Source organism: Actinomycetes bacterium, from assembly GCA_036000965.1.
In the GTDB taxonomy this organism is placed as follows: Bacteria; Actinomycetota; CALGFH01; order CALGFH01; family CALGFH01; genus DASYUT01.
In genome coordinates this window covers 1-19,634 of record DASYUT010000293.1, presented here as the reverse complement: position 1 = coordinate 19,634, position 19,634 = coordinate 1, and the positions used below count along the sequence as shown (strand labels likewise).

Here is a 19,634-nt window from a genome sequence, read left to right as displayed (position 1 = left end):
GGGCTATTGCCGGTTAGAGGCCGTAGCGATCGCGCATCTCCGCGTTCTCGGGGTCGATCTCGCGCTTGTCGCTCTCGCGCAGGCGCTTGTTGATCTTCTCGAGGTTGTCGCGAACCAGCTCCTTCTCGGCCTCGGTGATGCGGCCGCGGTGGGGCTCCCCGGCGTGCTCGAGGGTGGCGTAGTTGACCTTGCTCCGGCTCCGGGAGGCGCCGTCGCCCGTGGTGCTCGCCGAGGGCCGCGACGGGCGGGTGCGGTGCTTGGCGATCAGCGCGTCCTGGATTGCGGAGTCCATCACACCGGGGGTGGCCAGGGTGTTGAAGTCGTCGAGGGCGACGGTGAGGCGCTCGCCCTTGCGTGCTCCCGGCTGGAACACCTCGATCGTCACGAACCGGGAAGAGGACTTGAGAGATTCCACCTCTTCGGGAAGAACCTCGAGCGTGACAGGCAGGTCAGCGTACTCGGGGTGCTCGTGGACCACGAGCCGCCCGAGCGACTGTTCCTCTGCCTCCTTGCCGGAAATGTCCGAGACGTGGACGACCTTCACTGCCATCAGCGTAGGTTCCTCCTTGGGAAAACGCGTCCCCTGCGTTGGAGGTAAAGGTAGACGAACGATATGCGTCCAAGCAACGTCCGGCAGCGGCTACGATGCGAGAAGTTTATCGAAGGAGGTCCTAATGTGGCGGTGAGGCGTCCGGTCCCGAGCAGTTTGAGCGGTTCCCGCTGGCGGACCGTTGCCGCCGCCGTGGTGGTGGTCGCATTTTTTGGGATCGCCCTGTTCTCCCGCTGGCAGGACGTTACCTCTCGCAAATGGAGTCTAGAGCCCGGGTTTTTCGCACTCGCGTCGGTCCTGCTGGCCGCCTCCTACGCCCTCGTCGCGGTGTTGTGGGCCGTTGCGCTGCGCCGGGCGGCGGGGCTGCCGGTCGCCCGCGGGGTGCGGATATGGTTCCTCGCAAACCTGGCCAGGTACGTGCCCGGCAACGTCTGGAGCTTCGTCGGCGCGGTCGAGCTGGCCAGGCGGGAGGGCGTGGCCAGGCGGACCACCCTGGCCACCATGGCCCTCACCCAGCTCCTCTCGGTGGGTGTCGCCCTGCTCGTGGGGCTGCCCGTGCTCGCCGCCGAGTGGGCCCGGCTCGGCCGGCCCGCCCTGTACGGCGCGGTCGCGGTGGCCGCCCTGGCCGGGCTCGGGCTGGCCTTCCGGCGCCGGCTCGCCGCGCTCCTGCGGCGCCGCTACCCGGGGGTCGAGCCGGCCGACCTCGTCCCGGCCCCGGGGACCGCGGTCCTGCTCGGCGCCGGCTACGCCTGCTACTGGGCGGTGACCGGCCTGGCCTTCGCGGCCCTGGTCCGCAGCGTCCACCCACTCGCCGCCGGCGACGTCCTCCTCGCCGTGGCCGCCTACGCCGCCGCCTACGCGGTCGGGTTCCTCGCCGTGGTCACCCCGGCCGGCCTCGGCGTGCGCGAGAGCGTCCTGGCCGTGGCCCTCGCCCCGGTCATGCCGGCGGGCGCCGCCCTGCTGGTCGCGCTGCTCTCCCGCCTGTGGATGATGGCCTTCGAGCTGCTCGGCGCCGGCGTCGCCCTGGCCGTCGAGCGGCGCCTGGACCGCAGGCGCCAGCGGGTCGGTTGAGCGGGAGGGGTCGGTGAGCGGGGGAGGTCGGTTGAGTGGAGGAGGGGTCGATTGAGCGGGGGAAGTGGGTCGGCTGAGCGGCGCGGGCGGGTCGGTTGGCCGGGCCAGCGGACGGCAGACCCTGGGCCGCCGCGGGGTCAGAGCTCTTTGGTGGGGTCGGAGCCCGTGCCGGGCTGCTCGCTGCCGCGGGTCGGGCTCTGCCCGCCGACCAGCTCGAGCAGGGCCAGGGGCCCGTCCCGCTCGGCCAGGCGGAAGCGCCCGGAGCGGATCAGGCCGCCGAGGGTCTGCTCCCACTCGCCGGCGGCGAACACCCGCGGCTCGTCGATCACCAGCACCTGGTGGGTGCCGGTGGTGCGCAGGACCTCGAGCGCGGCCGGGTCGGCCACCCCCCGGTTCAGCGGCTCCAGGCGCTTCATGCGGTCGTCCAGCCAGCGGGCCGGGGTCTGGTTGTAGGCGTTGAGGACCCGCCGCCGGCTCTGGGCGGCCAGGTAGGTGCTGGCCGAGTTCCACGTCACGTGCGGCTTCAGGGCCGGCAGGCCGAGCACCGGCCCGGCCTGGTCGCCGGCCGACCGCAGCGCGGCCACCACCTTGTTGCCGGCCAGGTCCGGCTGGAGCCGGTTCTCCGAGACCCGGTAGTCGGCCAGGAGCAGCAGGGTCGCGAGCACCAGCGCGGCGGCGGCGAGCCGACCGGCCTCGACCCGCCCCGGCGTGAGCCAGGTCCGCAGCCAGTCCGGCAGCGGGGGCAGCCCGGCCCCGGTCCGTGCCCGGCCCGCCTCCGCGTCGGCCTCGGCAGCGGCCTGCGCCTCCGCGATCCACTCGGGCATGCCCACCTCGGCTGCCAGGGCGGGATCCTCGCTCGCGGCCAGTTCCCGCGCAGGCTGGTCCCGCCCGGCCAGTCCCCGGCCGGCCAGCTCCAGCGCGGCCAGTTCCCGCGCGGGCTGGTCCCGCCCGGCCGGGTCCCCTGTGGCCGGCTCCCCGGCGGCCAGCTCCCGCCCGGCCAGCTCCTGCGGGAGCTGGTCCCGCCCGGCCGGCTCCCCAGTCCCGCTGCCGGCCGGTCCCTCCCCGGCCCCGTCCGCCCGCCCGCCCGCTCCGTCCGTCCGCCCGGCGCCCACCCACCCCGGCCAGCGCAGGCTGGCCAGGTCGAGGGTGACGATCGCCAGGAGCACGAGCACGAGCGCGGTCAGGCACATGAGCCGCTCCGGCACCCGCTGCAGCGAGACGAACGACACGTTGTCGAACAGCAGCCTGTAGGGCTGCAGCGGCCCGATGTCGGACCGCGGGCCATAGGTGAGGAACACCAGCGGAACCACGAGCACGGCGTAGGGGAGCGCGGCCCGGACCTGGCGGCCGGCAACCCCCTGGCTCAGCCTGGCCACCCCCTGCCCCAGCTCGGCCGTGCCCTGCCCCGGGCTGGCGACCCCCTGGCTCAGCCTGGCCACCCCCTGGCCTAGCCGGGCCGTGCCCCGGCCCAGCATGGTCGTGCCCTGCCCCAGGCCGGCCGCGCCCTCGCCCAGGCCGGCACGGCCCAGGCGCCCGGCCACCACCGCGGCCAGCCCGGCCACGGCCAGCAGCAGCAGCGGCCAGCCCACGTAGATGAGCTCCTCGCCCTGGGTGCCGAAGGTCTTCTGGGCCAGCGCCCAGAGCGAGTCGGGCGCGTACAGCAGCACCTGCTGGAAGCTGCCGTTCTCCCCGGACACAGTGCCCTTGAACGCGTACCTGAACACGAGCACGGCGTAGGCGGCGCCGGCCGCGACCGCCGCCAGCGTCACCGCGGCGGGGGCCAGCGGCACCAGCCGGCGCTCCATCCGGGCCGCCACCAGCGCCCACACGGCCATGAAGGTGAGCAGCGCCGACATGTACAGGGTCAGGTGGAACTCGCCGCTCAGCGCGATCGTGAGCGCCACCGCGACCACCCCCGCGGCTGGGCCGCGCCAGCGCCGCCCGGCCCGGTGCCGCTCGACCATCACCTCGAAGGCCCAGAGCGCGGCCGGGAGCGACCACCACAGCACCGCGTTGAAGTGGACGGTGAGCTGGAACATGCGGTTGGGGGTGAAGGTGTAGGCGAGCGCGCCGGCCGCGGCCAGCAGCGGCCAGCGCACGTGCCGGCGCAGCCACCCGAACGCCGCCAGCCCGGTCGCCACGGTGGCCAGCAGCAGGATCAGGTTGTAGGCGGGCACCATCCCCATGACCGGCCACAGCAGCGCGAACAGCGGCGTCCAGGGCAGGTCCAGGGAGGTCGTGCGCAGCTCGGTCAGGCCGGCCGCCCCCTCGCGCAAGTCCAGGTAGGGGTTGCGCAGGTCGCGGACGTTGTCGACCACCACCGTCTGGATGAAGACGGTCTGCATGAAGTCGCCGCTCGTCACCGTGCCTGGGCGGCTGACGAAGTTGGGCTCCGCGCTGGACTCGACGTTGCCCTTCATCGTCCAGAAGTGGTCGAGGTGGAGCGTGAGCGGCCAGGTCAGCACCGCCCAGGCCAGCAGCGTGGCCAGGGCCACACCCAGCCAGAAGGCCGGGCCGGCGACTGGGCGGTCCTCGCCGGCCGGGGCCGGCTCGCCTGCGGGAGGAGCTGCCGAGGCCCCCGCCTGCGGTGCCGTGGTCGTGCTCACCGTCTGGTGGCGTCGGTCAGCCGGCGCTCCAGGCGCTCGACCCGCTCGGAGACGTTCACGACCAGCTCGGCCAGGAACCCGACCAGCACGACCAGCAGCCCCGCCAGCAGCGAGATCCCGGCGACCAGCATCAGCGGCCGGTACTGGGTGTGGGAGGACAGGAACATGTAGGCCAGGAACGCCCACAGCAGCAGCCCGGCCCCGATCATGGCCGAGCCGACCGCCCCGAAGAACAGGATCGGCTTGCGCTGGAACGTCAGCAGGAACTTGAGGGTGATGACGTCCATGAGCGACACCGGCAGGCGCGAGAACCCGAACTTCGACCGGCCCGCCTGCCTCGCCTGGTAGGGGACCTTGACCTCGCCGATCCGGAAGCCCTCGTTCTGGGCCATGACCAGGATGTAGCGGTGCCACGACGAGCGCAGCGCGAGCGAGTCGGTCACCTCCCGCCGGAACGCCTTGATCCAGTTCAGGTCGTGGACGTCGAGCCCGAACAGCACCCTGCAGGTCACGTTCGCGACCCGTGACGCGACCCGCTTGCCGTCCCTGCGCCCCTGGCGCCACCCCGAGACCACGTCGAAGCCCTCGTCCAGCTTCTCGAGCAGCAGCGGGATGTCGACCGCAGGGTCAGACTCGAGGTCGGCGGGCAGGAACACGATCACCTCGCCCTGCGCCTCCCGGAACCCCCGGTTCAGCGCCTCGGTCAGCCCCAGGTTGCGGCGCTGGCGGACCAGCCGCACGCGCGGCTCCGCCTCCGACGCCGCCCGCACCCGTGCCGCGGTCGAGTCGGTCGACCCGTCGTCGACGTACAGCAGCTCCCACGGCCGCCCGATCTGCGCGAACGCCTTCGCCGTCTTCTCCACGAAGATGGCGACCGTGCCCTCCTCGTTGTGCGCGGGCACCACCACGCTGACGAGGCCGGGCACCCCGCTCGACACCGCTGCCTCGCTGCCCGTGCCAGGCTCGGGCGCCGCTGTGGTGGGGGAGTGGTCGGCCCGGCTTCCCGGCGCGGCGGCGGCGGCGGGGGCGGGGGCGAGGTCGCCGGGGGTCCCCGGCACGGCTCGCGGCTCGACCGGCGACCCCTCGAAGATCGGGGTGCTGCCGTCCACGCCGGCCTGGCCCGGCGTTGCGGCGGTGGTGGGGGAGAGCGGCGCTCCCGCCGTCCCGGTGGCGGCCGCCCCGGCCCGGGCGCGCCGTCGCTCCGGCCCGCTCACCTCTGCCGCCTCTCGAAGAACCCGCTGACGGTGGCGACGGCGTGGTCCTGCCGCGCCTGGTCCAGCTCCGGGAAGATCGGCAGGGACAGGCACTCGGCCGCCCACGCCTCGGTGACCGGCAGGTCCCCACGCGCGTAGCCGAGGTGCCGCCACGCCGGCTGCAGGTGCAGCGGCAGCGGGAAGTGGACGCCCGCCTGCACCCCGGCGGCCCGGCAGTGGGCGAGCAGCGCGTCGCGCTCGGCGGTGCGGACCACGTACAGGTGCCACGCGCTCTGCCTGCCGGCCACCCGCGCGGGGAGCACGAGGTCGCCCACGCCCGCGAGCGCCTCGTCGTAGCGCCGCGCGACCAGCTCCCGGGCGGCGTTGCCCGCCTCGAGGCGCGCGAGCTTCACGCGCAGCACCGCCGCGTGCAAGGTGTCCAGGCGCTCGCCCCAGCCCTCCTCGGCGTGCTCGTACTTGGCCGTGCGCCCGTGGTCGCGCAGCCGCGCGACCCGGTCGGCCAGCTCGTCGTCGCCGGTCGTGACCGCCCCGGCGTCCCCGAACGCGCCCAGGTTCTTGCCCGGGTAGAAGCTGAACGCCGCCATCGTCCCGAGCGTCCCCGCCCGGCGCGGCGACGCCCCCTCGGCCGGCGTGACGCTGGCGCCGTGCGCCTGGGCGGCGTCCTCGAGCACCGGCAGCCCCGCCTCGCTCGCGAGCGCCAGGATCGCGGTCATGTCCGCGGGCAGCCCGTACAGGTGGACGGGCAGGACCGCCGCGGCGCCGTCCAGCGCGCCGGCGAGCGCCTTCGGGTCCATCCCGCCGGTCGCCTCGTCGACGTCGACGAACCGCGCCCGCGCGCCCGCGTGCCCGATCGCCTCGGCCGTGGCCGCGAACGTGTGCGCCACGGTGACGACCTCGTCGCCGCGCCCGACACCGAGCGCGACCAGCGCCAGGTGCAGCGCTGCCGTGCCCGACGCGGTCCCGACCGCCCGCCGCGCCCCGCAGAAGGCCGCGAACTCGGCCTCGAACGCGCGCACGTCGGGTCCCTGGATGAACGTGCCTGCCTCGACCACCCGCGCCACCGCCGCGTCGAGGTCGGCGCGCATGGCCTGGTAGCCGGCCCGCAGGTCGGCCAGGGGGACGGTCAGCTCTGCCAGCGGTCACTCCCTCTCATCTGCCCGTGGGGTGCATGGTGGCACCACCGCGGCCCGCCCGTCACGCCGCCCGCCCCCAGCGAACCTGTCGAACCAGTCGTTCCCCGGTAGACTGCCCGCCATGCCGGCACCGACGGGCAGGACGCGAGGCTGGCGCCGGAGCCGCCGCCTCGCGCTCGCGATGGTACTGATCGCGGTCGCCACCTGGGCCGTGGTCGCCGAGCCCCTCCCCGAGGGCGCGGTGCTCGTCGCCCTCACGCCCGAGCACGGCATCGACGTCGCCGACCTCCCGGCCATCGGGCTGTACCTGGTCGCGCTGGGCCTGATCGGGTCGTGGATGGGCGGGTCGCGGGCGTAAGCGGGCACAGCGGCAATCCTACGTATTTTCCTTGGGTTCCTGATCCGCGAGAATCGGAAGCCTTGTACATAGCGACCATCTGTGCAGCGCGGCAGCGCCTTGAACCGGCCGATCCAGTCTGGACGTCGGGGGCTGCCCGCTCCAGAAGGGGGGAAGGATCCATGAGGAGATTGCTGCTCGGCCTGCTCAGCACCGGGGCTGTCCTCGCCCTCGGCATCGGATCCGCCGGGGCCAGCCCGGCGGTGGTCTCCGAGGAGCCCGCGGCGGGGGCCGTGTTCACCTGCGCCACGACCACCTACACCGTCATCTCGGGCAGCGTCCGCCTCGTGTTCCACGAGGACGAGACCCCGTCGGGCAACGCCAACGTGACCGGCACCATTGTCCCGCAGGGCGTGGTGGCGCAGGACGAGGCGGGCAACCTCTACGACATCGTCGGGGCTGGCTGGTTCGGCGGGGCGTTCAACGCCCAGACCGGCGGCGTCGCGTTCACCGACACCGAGAAGTTCCAGATCGTCCAGCAGGGGGGCGGAACGGTCGGCTCGGTGAACCTCACCGCCCACGTCAGCCCCAACGGGGACCTCACGTCCTTCGACTTCGGGACCTGCACGCCACCGGAGGAGGAGGGCTGAACCACACGGCCTGGTCCGGTCAGCGGAAGAGGAGGGCCCCCGCGGGGGCCCTCCTCGCTGCTTCGCGGTGCTCGACCTCTGGTGTGCGCCGTACCAAGGAGCCGACCCGGGCAGCGCTGATCAGCCGTACCAAGGAGTGGACCCGGGCAGCGCTGATCAGGCGACGGGGGTGAGCGCGGCCGTCGCAAGCACGGCGCCCGCGCCGTACCGTGCGTCGACCGCGGCGCGCGTCCGCTCGTCGAGCACCACGGTCCTGAGGTCCACGGCGTTCGCGGACTCGTCGATCCCCGTGCTCAGCACCTGCAGGCCGAGGTCGGTGCCGGCGGCGCCCTGCAGCTCGCGCTGGATCCGGACCAGCGCACGGTAGCTCCGCTGTTGGCGTGAGACGCACAGCCGCCCACCCCAGCGCGGGCGCAGCTCGGCCTCGTGCCGCGCGAGCGCTCCGGTGAAGGCCACGTTCAGCACGAACTCGCCCGGGTGCTCGGCGACGTCGTGGCCCATTGGCTCCAGGTAGGACAGCCACAGGCCGGCGAAGTCCGGCTGGGCCCGGGCGACCCGGGACACCGGCTCGAGGTACCGTTCCGAGCGTCGGGCCGGGTCGGGCACCTTCCAGCCACCCTCGGGCTCCGGGCACGGCGACTTGGGCTCGTCCTTGAACCGCTCCTCGGCGCTCGGCCGGGACGTCGCTGGTGGGGGCTGGTCGGCCCGGATGACGGTGAACGAGGCGCCGCCGTAGGTCCCGACGAGATGGTAGACACCCCAGGTCGTGCCGTTGGCCGTCTGTTCGCCCGCGACCCGGTCCCAGCGCCAGTTGGCGACGGGCACCCCGTCGCACTGCGGCGGGAACGAGGTCATGACGGCACCGAGGCACAGCTCGGGCCCGTGGCGCGGGCTCTCGAGCACCGTGGCGGTCGTCTGGTACCGCCGCTGGTGGGCCCCGGTTGTCGGGGCCGGCGCGTCGCCGGGCGGGCCGCCGGTGGCGCACCCTGGGAGCAGGAGCAGCGGAATGGCGGCCAGCAGGAGTCGTCGCACGCGCACGCCCCTTTCATGTTTCACGTTCTGGTTGGGCGCCTGTTCGACGTTCCCGCGGCGCCGCCGGTTCCCGGCCCCGCCGATCCCGAGCGCGCCGATCCCGGCGCGCCGGTCCCAGGCGCCGGTCCCGGGCGCGCCGGTCCCGGGCGCGCCTCGGAGGGGCGGGCGGTCGTCGCCTCTCGTGACAGCGCCTTCCCGTGGGTGGCGATGGCCGTGCGCCAGCGAGCGAGGAAGTCGTGGATGACGGCGAGCTCCGCGTCGCTGTAGGTCCCGGCGATCTCCTCGGTGCTGCGGACCAGGGGCAGTCCACGACCGAGATCGCCAGCGCGCTGCACCTGTCACCGTTCACGGTCCAGGACCACCTCAAGGCCATCTTCGACAAGGTCGGCGTGCGCAGCCGGCGTGAGCTGGTCGCCACGGTGTTCCGCGACCACTACTGGCCCCGGGTCCTTCAGGACGCGCCGGTCGGGCAGGACGGCTGGTACGCCTCATCAAGCTGACCCGGCGCGCGTCATTGCCGCCGTCACGCCGCCAGTGTTCCTTGCCGCAGCCTGACGTTGGCGTGAGCAACTCATCAGCGCAGCGCGTCGATTCGGCAGAGTTCGTCGACGCGATCGATGAGCTGTTCGCGCGGGACGTCGCGGTGTGCGCGACGATCGACGTGTTCACACATCCCTTCACCGACGAGCTGAAGCGTCGCCCCGATGTTCGACGGATCGCGGTGACGCCTGAGAATCGCGAGGACCTGGCGGTACGGCTTCTCTCCTTGTTCAGCACGCGGCGCTCATCGCTATAGGGCAGCAGACGGTGTGGCCGGGTTTGTCGGGAGGACGGCGTGGTTCGTCGGTCGACAGCGTGGCCATGGAGAGCTGCCGGGCTTGGGGCAGGTCGGTACGCTCGGAGCTGCGCATGGGGTGAGGCGGGGCTGTGGACATCACCATTACCGGCACCAGAGCGGTAGAAGGTCATGAGGGGCCGCACTACGGTCGCCTCTTCGACCTGTACCTCGCTCCCTTCGTCAAGGCGGGCCATGGTTTCCTCGTCGGCGGTGCGATCGGCATCGACACGCTCGCGCTGCACTGGCTTGCTAGCCAGGGAGCGCCGGTCACCGTGGCCGTGCCGAGTACGGTTGCGGAGCAGCCGGATCCAGCTCGAGACGCGATCCGTCGAGCGCAGCGGGAGGCGCTGGTTGCGGTTGTCGAGCTGCGGCATCCCGGCTTCCCGGACGCCGAGGCGTATCACGCGAGGAACCGATGGATGGTGGATCGCTCGCAGTTCACGATCGGATTTCCCCGCACTGGCGAGGATGGGAGCGGGACCTGGTACACGCTTGACTACGCAGCAGGCAAGGGGCTGCCGCGCCTCATCGTTCCGGTGTGACCACTCCTCGCTACCGTAGGAGAGCGGCGGCGTAGAGTTGCTCGTCCAGCGCTCGCGCGAGGGGTGCGTGCTGTGCCGGGTCGAACTCGCGGCGTACCTCGTAGATCCGTCGACTGGGGACGGTTCCACCGACGCGTGCTGCAATCGCGATCGACTGGCCGAGGAGATGAGCGGCGTGGCCGTGGTCTCCCAGTTTCGCCTTCGTCAGGGCGAGGTCGGCGAGGATGATGGATCGCTGCCGGTCGGTTCCCGACCGTGGGAGGCCGAGCGTGGCGTGACAAAGCAGTGCTTCCGCCTTGCGCCAGTGACCGAGCCGGATCTGGCAGGCTCCATCGAACCCATGTAGGTGTGCTCGGATCCCATCGAGGCCAGCGTGTCGGCTTTCGCCCACGAAGCTTCCCGCCGGGTCATCGTCCTGGTCGTGCTCGACGCCGGCGTGGGGCGGCTACCGGCAGATCGCCGCCGCCACCGCCACTACCGTCCTCGACGGCGACCGGCCCGATTCGCGCGCGGATGTGGTGGTGGTGTGCTCGCCGCACAATCCCAGCGGCCACGTGACCCCGGTGGAGACGGTCGCGCGGCGGTGCGCCGGGCAGCCCGCCAGCCTGGTCGTCGTCGACGAGGCGTACGGGGAGTTCAGCGCCGCGCCCAGCGCCGCCGGGCTGCTGGACGAGTTCACCAACCTCGCGGTGGTGCGGACGTTCTCCAAGGCGCTGGCCCTGGCGGATCTGCGGCTTGGGTACCTGCTCGCCCATCCCGAGGTGGTCGGGGTGCTGCCCCGGGTGCGGGTGCCCTGGCAGCCGTCGGGGTTCGCGCAGGCCGCCGGGCTGCTCGCCCTGGATTATCTGGATGATGTGGCCGCGACGGTGGCGCTGGTGGTCCGCGAACGCCAGCGTCTGTATGACGCCCTTGCAGTGCTGCCGGGGGTGCGGGTGCTGCCCAGTGAGGCGAACTTCCTCTGCTTCGCGACCCCCCGCCCCGTCGGCTGAGGTTCGCCGGGGGCTGCTGGGGCATGGAGTGGCGGTCCGGGACGTGTCCGGCCTGGCCAGTCTGCCCGGCCACCTGCGCGTGACCATCGGCGCCTCGGCCGACAACCGAGCGTTCCTGGCTGCGCTGGGGGAGGTGCTGGCGTGACCGGGCGTGGCGACACGCAGCATGTCGGGGAACTGGCGTTGGCGCACGACCTGGCCGACGCCGCCGACCAGGTCAGCCTGGCCCTGTACCGCGATGGGGAGCTGCTCGTGGCCCGCAAGCCCGACCTCACCGAGGTCACCCAGGCCGACCGCGCGGTCGAGGACCGGCTGCGCGAGCTGCTCGCCGAGCGCCGCCCCGGCCACGGCATCCTCGGTGAGGAGCGCGGCGCCAGCGGCGACCAGCGCATCCGCTGGGTCATCGACCCGATCGACGCGACCCGCAACTTCATCCGCGGAAACGACATGTGGGGCACCCTGCTCGCCTTCGAGGCCCACGGGCAGGTCGAGGTCGCGATGGTCTCGGCGCCGGCGCTGGGCCGGCGCTGGTGGGTGGTGCGCGGCCAGGGCGCGTGCACGACCGGGCCGCTGGACCCGCGGCCCCGGCCCCTGGCCGTCTCCCGCGTCAACGAGCTCGCCGGCGCGCAGCTGGCCTACGGCGACCTGCGCCACGACCGGTGGTTCCAGGCACCGGCGGGGCGGTGCTGGCGGACCCGGGGGATCGGCGACTTCCTCATGTGGTGCCTGCTGGCCGACGGCGCCGTCGACGTCGTCGTCGGCCAGGACACCGACCAGCCCTGGGACCTCGCCGCGCCGATCCTGCTTGTCGAGGAGGCGGGCGGGCGGGTCACGGGCCCGGCCGGGCAGCCCTGGACCGGCGGGCAACCCGCGATCGGCAGCAACTGCCTGCTCCACCCCGCCGTCGTGGACCTCATCGGCGCGGCGGATACCCCACGCGCTGCGACCGCGGACCGGGGCGGCTGACCCGAGGCCGACCCCCCTGTCTCCCTCACGCACTGACCAGCGTTCGGGCTGGCCTGGCCCAACGCGTCCCCACCCGTCCAGGAGAACCCTCCCGATGCCCTCCGGCTCCATCAACCCCCCACCCACGCCGACGATGAGGACGGGCTGCTGCGCCGGTTCGGCTACTGGCCTCGGTTCGCCCGCACCCTCGGCTGGGGCGAGTCGTTCGGGGTCGCGTTCTCGTTCATCTCCGTCACCACCGGCATCTTCACCACCTTCGGGTTCCTCTTGTCGACAGCAGGGCCGCGGGGGATCTGGACCTGGCCGCTCGCCGTCGCCGGCCAGACCCTCGTCGCCCACGTCTACGGCTACGGCGCCTTGGCAGCTCGGATCCCGGTCGCTGGTGGCCCATACCAGTGGGCCTCGCGGCTGGCCGGCCCGCTGGTGGGCTGGTGGCTTGGGTGGCTGTCGTTGGCGTTCCTGGTGATCGTCACCGTCTCGGTCGACTACGCCCTGGTCCAGGCCGCCGTCGCCTCCGGGGCGCTTGGCATGCTGTTCCTTGTCGCGCTCGCCCAGGCGATCCCCCACCCCGACCGAATCAGCGAGCAGGCCCCGGTCGCAGCGATCCTGCGGGACTTCCTCGGCGGCCGGATCGAGCTGTTCCTGGCATTCATCTGCCTGGCGATCTATACCTGCGGGACCGTCATCATGACCACCGCGTCCCGGCTCGCCTGGGCCATGGCCCGCGATCGGCGGCTCCCAGCCCACCAGCTCCTCGCGCGGGTGCCGCGGGCCACCAGCGGGCCGGTCTACGCGGTGCTGCTGGTCGCCGGCGCCAGCGCGCTCATCGTCGTCACCCTGGGCGGCAACCCCGACGCGCTGACCACCCTGTTCACCGCCTCCACGCTGCTTCCTGCCATCCTCTATACGGGCACGGTCACGCTCTTCCTCTGGACTGCGCGGCGCATGCCGCTGATCGAGCAGGGTTCGTTCCGGCTCGGCGGGTGGGAGCGCCTGGTCGCCACCGGCGCGCTGGGGTGGCTTGGCTACGAGCTGGTCGTCCTGCTCGCTCCCGCGCAGTTCCGCCCCGCCCAGGGCTACGCGCTCGCTGCGGTCGCGCTTGGCGCGGTCGTCTACATCCTGATGCGGGTCGCCGAGCCGGTCGCCATGACCAGCCAGCCCGCCACCGAGGAGATCCTCACCCAGGACGCGGCGTCTGATCAGGACACGGCCTCGTTCGGAGAGCAGGCGTCATGGTGACGCGGGTAGGTCATCCGACGGCGGGAGAGCCCACCGCCACGCCGGTCGAGGAGCCTGCCGGGGGGTGGCCCGTGTGAACCCCGCCGGTATCGTCGTGACCGCGATCGTCGTGGTGGCCGGTTTCGCCCTGATCGCCGCGTTGCTGTGGGTCGACTACCAGAACGAGTGCGACCACCAGCGCCAGGCCGCCCGCATGCGGCGGCTGGACGCCGCCCGGGAACGGCAGCGCACCTGATTGGCCTCGTCGCGCTGGGGCTCGTCACCTTCTGGACCTCTGGAGCCCGCCTGGAGCCCGGCTGCAGGTCCACGCACTCCAGCTCCTGCCGTTCGTCGACGTCTGGCAGAAATTTCCCGTTGCGCTTCGCATCTCGATCACGAAGTGGCCATCTGAGTCCGCGCCAAGCGCCGGTGCTGAGTCGAGGTATGTTGAGATCCCCCCGTGAACCCTGCTGGGCCTCACGAGCGACCAGTTGCCGAACTTGCTGCTATTGGCAGACTTGTTGGTGAGGTGGTAGAGCTGGTCATCGTTACCACGCCCGAAGACTTCAAGCTTGCCACCGGGCCGCATGCCAACCGCCACCCCTTGCTTTATGGATATGCCCTTGCCGATGGCTGTCCAGCCTGCCCATGAACCACTGCTTGATCGCTTATTGTGATACAGGGTCCCGCCAACCCAGCGGGAGAAGGCTTCGAGGCTGCCATCGTTGTTTACGGCGACCGTGGGGGTGACGGTTAACCTGCCGCCCTGATTCTCCCACGTCCCCCAGGACCCTCCGGCACTGGTTTGGGCACGACTTACGAGTGGCCCGTGGTCTCCGTTGGGATCATTCGCGGCACCGGAGGGCGCTTGGACCGCGAACACTTCAAGCCTGCCGTCAGCCTTCTTGATTACGACCGGCTCGGTAGCGACACTCCCGCCGAGGTTTTCCCAGGCGCCCCACGCCCCGGAGGCATCTCGCTCGCTCCGGTATACATGACTGCCGCGACCGCGCACGAAGACCTCGGGCAGGTTGGTGTTGTCGTTCACCAAGGCGAACTTCGACAAAGACGAGACTCCGGCGAGCGTGGTCCACCTGCCCCAGGTTCCTGCCGCATCGACCTGCTCGATGTACGCAGCGGCATTCCCAGCGGTCCGGGCGAACACAAGCACCCGGCCGTCAGCCTGCACCAACGCCGAAGGATCACCGGTCAGGTTGCCTCGGAGGCTTTTCCAGGGACGCCAGCCATCTCGCTTTGTGGGATCTTCGACGCGATACAGCAACTCGTTGCTGCCACCACGGGCAACCATCATGGCTCGCCCGTCACTGCGGCGGACGACTGCTTGATTCGGTAGCCCGTCCCCGATGTAGTCAAGGTTCAAGGTCGTGGTCGCGCAGACACCCACCCGGACGTCAGTCCGACGTGTCGTCATATTGTTGTAGGTGACCCGGAGATCATAGGTGGCCCGTGGCGCCAGCTGCTGCGTCACGTAGGAGTTCGGCGCGGTAAAGTAGGATCCTCCGGCGAAGCCCCAGATCCCCTGGGAGTTCGGCCCGAGCGCCCAGGCTGGCCCGCGCGTGGCCAAGACAGGAACCCCGGCCGCAAAGGTCTGTCCGCGCACCATGCCAGTGCCGTTGACCCGGTCGACCGCGCAGACCAGGGGGAGGCGAAGACCAATACCCGCCCAGGGGCCGGGCGACGGTAGCGGCCTGCGCGCATTCCCGTAGCGGGTTTGGGTCGTCACCCCGGACTCGTTTTTGCTGTACACCTCCACCTCAGCGTGGTGGGTGTTTGCGGGAAGGCAGAACTGCCAGGTCACACTACCGCCCAGGCGGGGGTCTCGTCCCTCCGGCGGCACGGTCGCATTCAACCGCAGCGTCGCGGTGTAGGTAGCCGCTGCCCTGATGGTGCCATCCATGTTGAGCTTCTGGCCGGCAGCATCCACGGCGTCGATGCTCACCTGCGTGTTGACCGCCCTGCCGTCATGGCCCAGCACCGTGCCATTGGCCGCCTTGGTGCCTGATTCGCAATTGGTCGCCGCATGCGCGACCTGGGTGGCAAGTAACCGACTCATGCGCCGATCCGACGGGAGGAGCCCCGTACCGGCCACGCCCACGATCGCGACCACAAGAAGCATCAGCACCGGGCGAGTCATATTCTTTCGCAATCTCATAGATCCCTTTTCGCATGCAATGCACGGGCAGGTGGGTTCAAGGAGGTTGGGGGGCGAGCATGCAGATCTGTTTTTCGCCCTCACGCTGGGGCGACTCTATGCGTCTGGGCCGTGCATTGTCGAGCACGCAGCGTGAAAAGCCCAAGGATGCAGAAATGTCCGGAAGCGCACCGTCGCCGTGGCAGCCTCTCCGCAAGCGTGTCCATCCAGGATCCAAGCTTCATTTCCCCCACACGTCAGGACGAATGCGGCGCCGTAGCTCCACGCGCCCAAATCGCATCGCGACGGCGGGATCGCCGCGACGTAGTCCTCGGACGCGTACCAGCGCCGGGCGTGGTCGGCGCTCGGGAACTCGACCATGACGAGCCGCCGCTCGAGAATCACCAGGGCCTGCTGATCCAGGTCCTTGGCCCTTGCCAGCTCCCCAGATCCCGCTGGACGATATCGACCGCTGGGCGGGCCGCTGCCGGTCGGCGCCCAGCCGCCGGACCACATCCGACAGCCGCCGCTTCAGGTCCCCCCGGATCGTTGCTGGAAGGAGCAGGTTTCCAGTGGGTCTCCAGGGATCCTCCAGCGGCTTCCGGCACGGTCGTCCTCGCCCGACCGCCACTTCCCTGTCGTTTGTCAACAACCCGAAAAGGAGGCGGAGCCGTGCGACGATCACTGCTGCTCCTTACCGTCGCCGTTGCGCTCGCGCTCGGGCCGGTCCCGGCGCGGGCCGCGGCGCCCGACGTCAACGGGGACGTGCTGGTGCTGGTGGGCGACCTGGTGCCCGATCCCGACCTGGGAGCCGGGACCGTCGATCATCTCCGCACCGCCGACCTGGCCCGCGCGATCGACCCGGACGCCGTGGTTGTCGCCGGCGACATCCAGTACGAGGCCGGCCAACTCGACGACTATCGAGATCTGCAGGGCTACGCGGGCAGCTGGGGACGGCCCGACCTGTTCGACCGGACCTACCCGGTAGCGGGCAACCACGAGTACGGCAACGGCGCCAACGACGGCTGGGCAGCCACCGGCGGCGGCTACTTCGACTACTGGGGCGCCAAGGCCCGGCCCTCGGCGGCCAGCTACTACTCGTTCGGGGTCAACCTGCCCGGCGGCGGCAGTTGGCACGTCGTGGTGCTGAACTCCTTCTGCGTGTACCCGCCGGCCCCGCTGTGCAGCGCCAGCTCCGCTCAGGCGAACTGGCTGCGCTCGGACCTGGCCGCGCACCCGACACCGTGCACGCTGGCGGTGTTCCACGAGCCGCTGTTTGCCACCAGGGCGCCGCATGCCGGCAAGGCGGCGATGCGGCCGCTGTGGGACATCATGGACGACCGTGGCGTGGATCTGGTCGTGAGCGGCCACAACCACGCCTACGAGCGGTTCAAGCCGATGCTGGCGGACGGGACCCTGAGTTACGCCAACGGGATCCGCTCGACCATCGTGGGCACCGGTGGCAGGTCGCTCATCGCCTTCACCGGGGCCGTGGCGGCCAACTCGGCCTACCGTGACGACGACCACTTCGGCGTGCTCAAGCTGCGGCTCGCCCAGAACGGGTGGACCCAGGCGTTCAAGACCACCGATGGGCAGTCACTGGACGCGGTCTCCGCCGGCTGCCACTGAGGCGCTCACGCAGGCGGCGGTCCCGGGGCGACAGCACGTCGCCACCGGGGACCGCCCCCCGCCGCGCTATCGGCCGGCGGGCACGACGAACGAGCGTTCCTCGAGCTCCGGGTGGGCCGCCCGCACCCGCTGGAGCTGCGCGCCTGGCTGCTCCCCCGGGCGGATCGGCTGGAGCAGGACCCAGGCGCCAGGACGGACCGCGTACGGTGCGTCCTGGTGACCGGCAACGGTCCACGCCGCGCCGTCGGCGAGGCGTGCCCGGGCCGCGGCGGCCGCGGCCGGCGACTCGAAGTCCCCGATGGCGACGGCGAGCCCGGGCTCCTCGATGGCCGGGGTGGGTGCGACCGGCGCGGTCGCCTCGGCGCTGGCGTCGGGGTCTGACGCGATGGAGGCGACCAGCACGCTGCCGCAGCCGATCGGCGTGAAGCCGGCGCCTGACGAGCGCAGGAGCTGCCACGTGCCCCGCCGGGCGTCGAGCCGGTTGACGATCAGCTCGGAACCCAGCCAGCCGGCGAGCACGGTGTCGGCAGGCAGGATGCGCTCGGCCCTGGCGGACCCGCGGTGCAGCCGCCACTGGGTGAAGGTGGGCAGCTCGGTGCGCTGGGCGTCGCCGCTCACGCGGACGAAGAGCACGTCGCCGCCTGGTGCGACCAGCGGCGTGCGGATCGCCGACCAGACGCTTCCGGCCACCGAGAAGCTGGTCAGCCTGGTCCACGTCCCAGCGGCCAGGTCGTAGCTCCAGAGGTTGTTGAGCACGGTGGACTCGCCGGCAGGCAGGCGCGAGGCGGCCGGCGGGGCCTCCTCGATCACGGCGACGAGCTGGTCTGGCCGGGTGAACGCCGGTGCGTAGGCTCCGAGCGTTCCGGCTGGCGGGGCGATGGCCCGCATGCTGCGCCCGTCAACGTCCGCGACGCGCAGGCTGCGAGCGTTGACGGCCCAGGCCAGCTCACCACGCGGGGTCCAGGTGAGGTCGGAGACCTCCCCGCCGCCGAGCAGGGCGCGCGACCCGGCTGGGCCGGTGATGGCGATGCGGTCGGCCCCGGCGAGGTCGTCGACCATGGCGACGCCGCGCGACGGGTGGCGGGCGACCTGGCGGGCGACGCCGCGGACGGCCGCCGCGGGCAGCGTCCGGGTCGTGTGGTCGGTGCCGACAAGGACGGCGGTCGTGCCCTCGACGGCGGCGAGCCCGGCCTGGCCGTGCGCGGCCGGGGGGTGACCGCCTTTCGACGCCGGCGCGCAGGCGCCGTCCTGGAGCGGTCGGCTGACGGGCTCACCGGGCTGTCCGTATACGGCCCCGGCGAGCAGGAGGGTGAGACCCACCGCGGCGGCCGCGGTGGCGGCGGTTCTTCGACGCAGCATGGCGCGAGTCCTCTCTTAGTAGCCGGTGACGTACTGGAAGTGCATCGGGTCCGGGTTGGAGGAGAAGTTGATGCCCCAGTAGAAGTGGCCGATCAGCGAGGACTCCCAGATGCTGGGCAGGTAGGTGCCGTAGTTGTGGCCGTCGGAGCCGACCCCGTCCCAGGTACTGTCTCCCTGCGGGTTGCGGACGCTGTTGATGTCGATGGCCGCGCCGTAGGCGTGCGTGGACCAGTTGGAGGATCCGGCGATCGTGCGGCAGGCGTAGCCCCACACCGCCCGGTTGTAGGCGCCGTCGGTGTCGTCGGCGGCGTTCTTGTTGCGGATGTTGGCGACCACGCCCGCGATGTAGGGATGAAAGTAGATGTAGCCCCCGCTGGAGCTGTCGTTGGCCCAGGGGAAGAAGGCCCGCGCGTCGTTGGCGGCCGCGTTGCAGTGGCCACCGAACACGTTCTCGAGGTCGCTGAGGCCGCTAGGGCGGCGTGGCGGTCTGGTGTGAACCCTGGAGCTGAGATCGTGCCAGCTCCCGTCGGGCCCGTTGCCGTTGTTGAACACCACCCTGAACTCGTCGACTCTCACCTTGTAGGAGGTGCCGGCGGACAGGCTGTGCCAGCTGCCGACCCAGGTCTCGTCGGCGCTGTTCTGCCGGTCGTCCAGATCCCTGCCGACGCAGGTGGTGGGGGATGGGTTGCCATAACACCAGAAGGCGTTGTTGCCGCTGCCGAAGTAGAAGTCGCACCCGTTGGTACTCGTGCCGCCGGTGTCTGCGTCGGTGCGGAAGCACTGCAGGTGGAACCGGAGCCGGCCCTGGGTCCCGTCGTCGGTCACTTCGACGGCGATGCGGGCGTTGAGGGTGTAGGTGTCGCCCGAAGGCGAGACCGTCCTGCTGTAGTTTGCCTCGACCAGCCCGGGGTAGGCATTGGCGGCGGCCGGGGTGCTGCCGAACAGGACGAGCATCAGGGAAACCAGTGCGAGCAGTGGTGTCAGGGTTCTTCGCATCGATGCTCCCTGCCGGGCGTGGCGACGCCCAACGGTCGGTGTGGCAGTGGTGTCGCAGGCTCACGGCCCCGCGGCGGTGAGCGGGGCCGTCGCCGGTACCGGCACGAGTAGGTGCGGCGGGGCCGAGGGGCGGATCGCCGCACGAGCGCCTCCTTCCGCGGTGGGTACGTAGCCGCGGGCCCGCGGGTGCTTGCTGCGCGGATGCTGCAGGCAGGCGCTGGAGAAGCGCTGGAGGAGCGCTGGAAAGAGGCTGGGTGCTCGTGCGGCTCGGGCGCTCGGCACGCGCACAGCCCCCGGTCCCGGCCTACAGGGCGAGTCTGAGGCCCGGGCGTGGTTCGCGGCCGAGCGTCCC

20 protein-coding genes are annotated in these 19,634 nt (G+C 71.8%); 12 read left to right on the top strand and 8 right to left on the bottom strand.

Translation table 11 applies throughout. The annotated features are described in order from the left end of the window. Nucleotides 1-13: 13 nt before the first annotated feature. Nucleotides 14-550, bottom strand: coding sequence for a hypothetical protein (locus VG276_25955; GenBank protein HEV8652738.1), 537 nt, complete (start codon nucleotides 548-550; stop codon nucleotides 14-16). 126 nt (nucleotides 551-676) lie between these two features. Here VG276_25955 and VG276_25950 point away from each other — a divergent pair, with 126 nt between their 5' ends. Then, nucleotides 677-1,621 carry a lysylphosphatidylglycerol synthase domain-containing protein gene (locus VG276_25950; protein ID HEV8652737.1) on the top strand — a complete coding sequence of 315 codons (945 nt, stop codon included), beginning with the start codon at nucleotides 677-679 and terminating at the stop codon, nucleotides 1,619-1,621. A 137-nt stretch (nucleotides 1,622-1,758) separates the two neighbouring features. Here the strand turns inward: VG276_25950 and VG276_25945 are convergent, their stop codons facing one another. Genes VG276_25945 through VG276_25935 form a run of 3 tightly spaced genes read right to left on the bottom strand, consistent with a single transcriptional unit; the run spans nucleotide 1,759 to nucleotide 6,526 of the window. Further along, entirely contained in the window at nucleotides 1,759-4,227 is a 2,469-nt protein-coding gene (locus VG276_25945; protein ID HEV8652736.1) for a hypothetical protein, read from the bottom strand. After that, nucleotides 4,224-5,441 (bottom strand): glycosyltransferase family 2 protein, encoded by a 1,218-nt coding sequence (locus VG276_25940; GenBank protein HEV8652735.1) that lies wholly within the window; start codon nucleotides 5,439-5,441, stop codon nucleotides 4,224-4,226. Before VG276_25940 ends, VG276_25945 begins: the two co-directional genes overlap by 4 nt. Continuing rightward, entirely contained in the window at nucleotides 5,438-6,526 is a 1,089-nt protein-coding gene (locus VG276_25935; protein ID HEV8652734.1) for a DegT/DnrJ/EryC1/StrS family aminotransferase, read from the bottom strand. Before VG276_25935 ends, VG276_25940 begins: the two co-directional genes overlap by 4 nt. A 229-nt stretch (nucleotides 6,527-6,755) precedes the next feature. Between VG276_25935 and VG276_25930 the strand changes: the two genes are divergently transcribed. After that, the gene (locus VG276_25930; protein ID HEV8652733.1) at nucleotides 6,756-6,932 is read left to right on the top strand and encodes a hypothetical protein; all 177 of its coding nucleotides are present in this window, start codon (nucleotides 6,756-6,758) and stop codon (nucleotides 6,930-6,932) included. Between the two features lie 161 nt (nucleotides 6,933-7,093). Beyond that, nucleotides 7,094-7,561 carry a hypothetical protein gene (locus VG276_25925; protein ID HEV8652732.1) on the top strand — a complete coding sequence of 156 codons (468 nt, stop codon included), beginning with the start codon at nucleotides 7,094-7,096 and terminating at the stop codon, nucleotides 7,559-7,561. A 156-nt stretch (nucleotides 7,562-7,717) separates the two neighbouring features. On the opposite strand, the gene VG276_25920 is transcribed toward VG276_25925, so the two are convergent. Next, a complete protein-coding gene (locus VG276_25920; GenBank protein ID HEV8652731.1) occupies nucleotides 7,718-8,593 on the bottom strand; it encodes a hypothetical protein in 876 nt (291 codons plus the stop codon). A 236-nt stretch (nucleotides 8,594-8,829) separates the two neighbouring features. On the opposite strand from VG276_25920, the gene VG276_25915 reads away from it, so the two are divergent. The 8 genes from VG276_25915 (at nucleotide 8,830) to VG276_25880 (ending at nucleotide 13,402) form a co-directional block, all read left to right on the top strand. Continuing rightward, nucleotides 8,830-9,093, top strand: coding sequence for a helix-turn-helix transcriptional regulator (locus VG276_25915; GenBank protein ID HEV8652730.1), 264 nt, complete (start codon nucleotides 8,830-8,832; stop codon nucleotides 9,091-9,093). Nucleotides 9,094-9,155: 62 nt separating this feature from the next. Beyond that, nucleotides 9,156-9,389, top strand: coding sequence for a nucleoside-triphosphatase (locus VG276_25910; protein HEV8652729.1), 234 nt, complete (start codon nucleotides 9,156-9,158; stop codon nucleotides 9,387-9,389). A 131-nt stretch (nucleotides 9,390-9,520) separates the two neighbouring features. Next, complete coding sequence (locus VG276_25905; protein HEV8652728.1) at nucleotides 9,521-9,973, top strand: hypothetical protein; 453 nt, start codon at nucleotides 9,521-9,523, stop codon at nucleotides 9,971-9,973. 37 nt (nucleotides 9,974-10,010) lie between these two features. Next, entirely contained in the window at nucleotides 10,011-10,319 is a 309-nt protein-coding gene (locus VG276_25900; protein ID HEV8652727.1) for a hypothetical protein, read from the top strand. Nucleotides 10,320-10,488: 169 nt separating this feature from the next. After that, complete coding sequence (locus VG276_25895) at nucleotides 10,489-10,962, top strand: aminotransferase class I/II-fold pyridoxal phosphate-dependent enzyme (GenBank protein ID HEV8652726.1); 474 nt, start codon at nucleotides 10,489-10,491, stop codon at nucleotides 10,960-10,962. A 141-nt stretch (nucleotides 10,963-11,103) separates the two neighbouring features. Next, a complete protein-coding gene (locus tag VG276_25890) occupies nucleotides 11,104-11,928 on the top strand; it encodes an inositol monophosphatase family protein (protein HEV8652725.1) in 825 nt (274 codons plus the stop codon). 267 nt (nucleotides 11,929-12,195) lie between these two features. Continuing rightward, nucleotides 12,196-13,167 (top strand): amino acid permease, encoded by a 972-nt coding sequence (locus VG276_25885; GenBank protein ID HEV8652724.1) that lies wholly within the window; start codon nucleotides 12,196-12,198, stop codon nucleotides 13,165-13,167. Nucleotides 13,168-13,240: 73 nt separating this feature from the next. Further along, complete coding sequence (locus VG276_25880; protein HEV8652723.1) at nucleotides 13,241-13,402, top strand: hypothetical protein; 162 nt, start codon at nucleotides 13,241-13,243, stop codon at nucleotides 13,400-13,402. A 24-nt stretch (nucleotides 13,403-13,426) separates the two neighbouring features. Here VG276_25880 and VG276_25875 read toward each other — a convergent pair whose 3' ends face one another. Beyond that, entirely contained in the window at nucleotides 13,427-15,289 is a 1,863-nt protein-coding gene (locus tag VG276_25875) for a hypothetical protein (GenBank protein ID HEV8652722.1), read from the bottom strand. A gap of 681 nt (nucleotides 15,290-15,970) precedes the next feature. Here VG276_25875 and VG276_25870 point away from each other — a divergent pair. Continuing rightward, complete coding sequence (locus VG276_25870) at nucleotides 15,971-16,927, top strand: metallophosphoesterase (protein ID HEV8652721.1); 957 nt, start codon at nucleotides 15,971-15,973, stop codon at nucleotides 16,925-16,927. Between the two features lie 66 nt (nucleotides 16,928-16,993). On the opposite strand, the gene VG276_25865 is transcribed toward VG276_25870, so the two are convergent. Both VG276_25865 and VG276_25860 read right to left on the bottom strand, forming a co-directional pair. Continuing rightward, a complete protein-coding gene (locus VG276_25865; protein ID HEV8652720.1) occupies nucleotides 16,994-18,286 on the bottom strand; it encodes a hypothetical protein in 1,293 nt (430 codons plus the stop codon). A 15-nt stretch (nucleotides 18,287-18,301) separates the two neighbouring features. Further along, the gene (locus tag VG276_25860) at nucleotides 18,302-19,282 is read right to left on the bottom strand and encodes a M15 family metallopeptidase (GenBank protein ID HEV8652719.1); all 981 of its coding nucleotides are present in this window, start codon (nucleotides 19,280-19,282) and stop codon (nucleotides 18,302-18,304) included. Nucleotides 19,283-19,634 lie beyond the last annotated feature (352 nt).

Coding starts and splice junctions, on each gene's coding strand:
- VG276_25955 (HEV8652738.1), bottom strand. CDS start 550: ATGGCAGTGAAGGTCGTCCACGTCTCGGACATTTCCGGCAAGGAGGCA.
- VG276_25935 (HEV8652734.1), bottom strand. CDS start 6,526: ATGCGCGCCGACCTCGACGCGGCGGTGGCGCGGGTGGTCGAGGCAGGC.
- VG276_25930 (HEV8652733.1), top strand. CDS start 6,756: ATGGTACTGATCGCGGTCGCCACCTGGGCCGTGGTCGCCGAGCCCCTC.
- VG276_25925 (HEV8652732.1), top strand. CDS start 7,094: ATGAGGAGATTGCTGCTCGGCCTGCTCAGCACCGGGGCTGTCCTCGCC.
- VG276_25865 (HEV8652720.1), bottom strand. CDS start 18,286: ATGCTGCGTCGAAGAACCGCCGCCACCGCGGCCGCCGCGGTGGGTCTC.
- VG276_25860 (HEV8652719.1), bottom strand. CDS start 19,282: ATGCGAAGAACCCTGACACCACTGCTCGCACTGGTTTCCCTGATGCTC.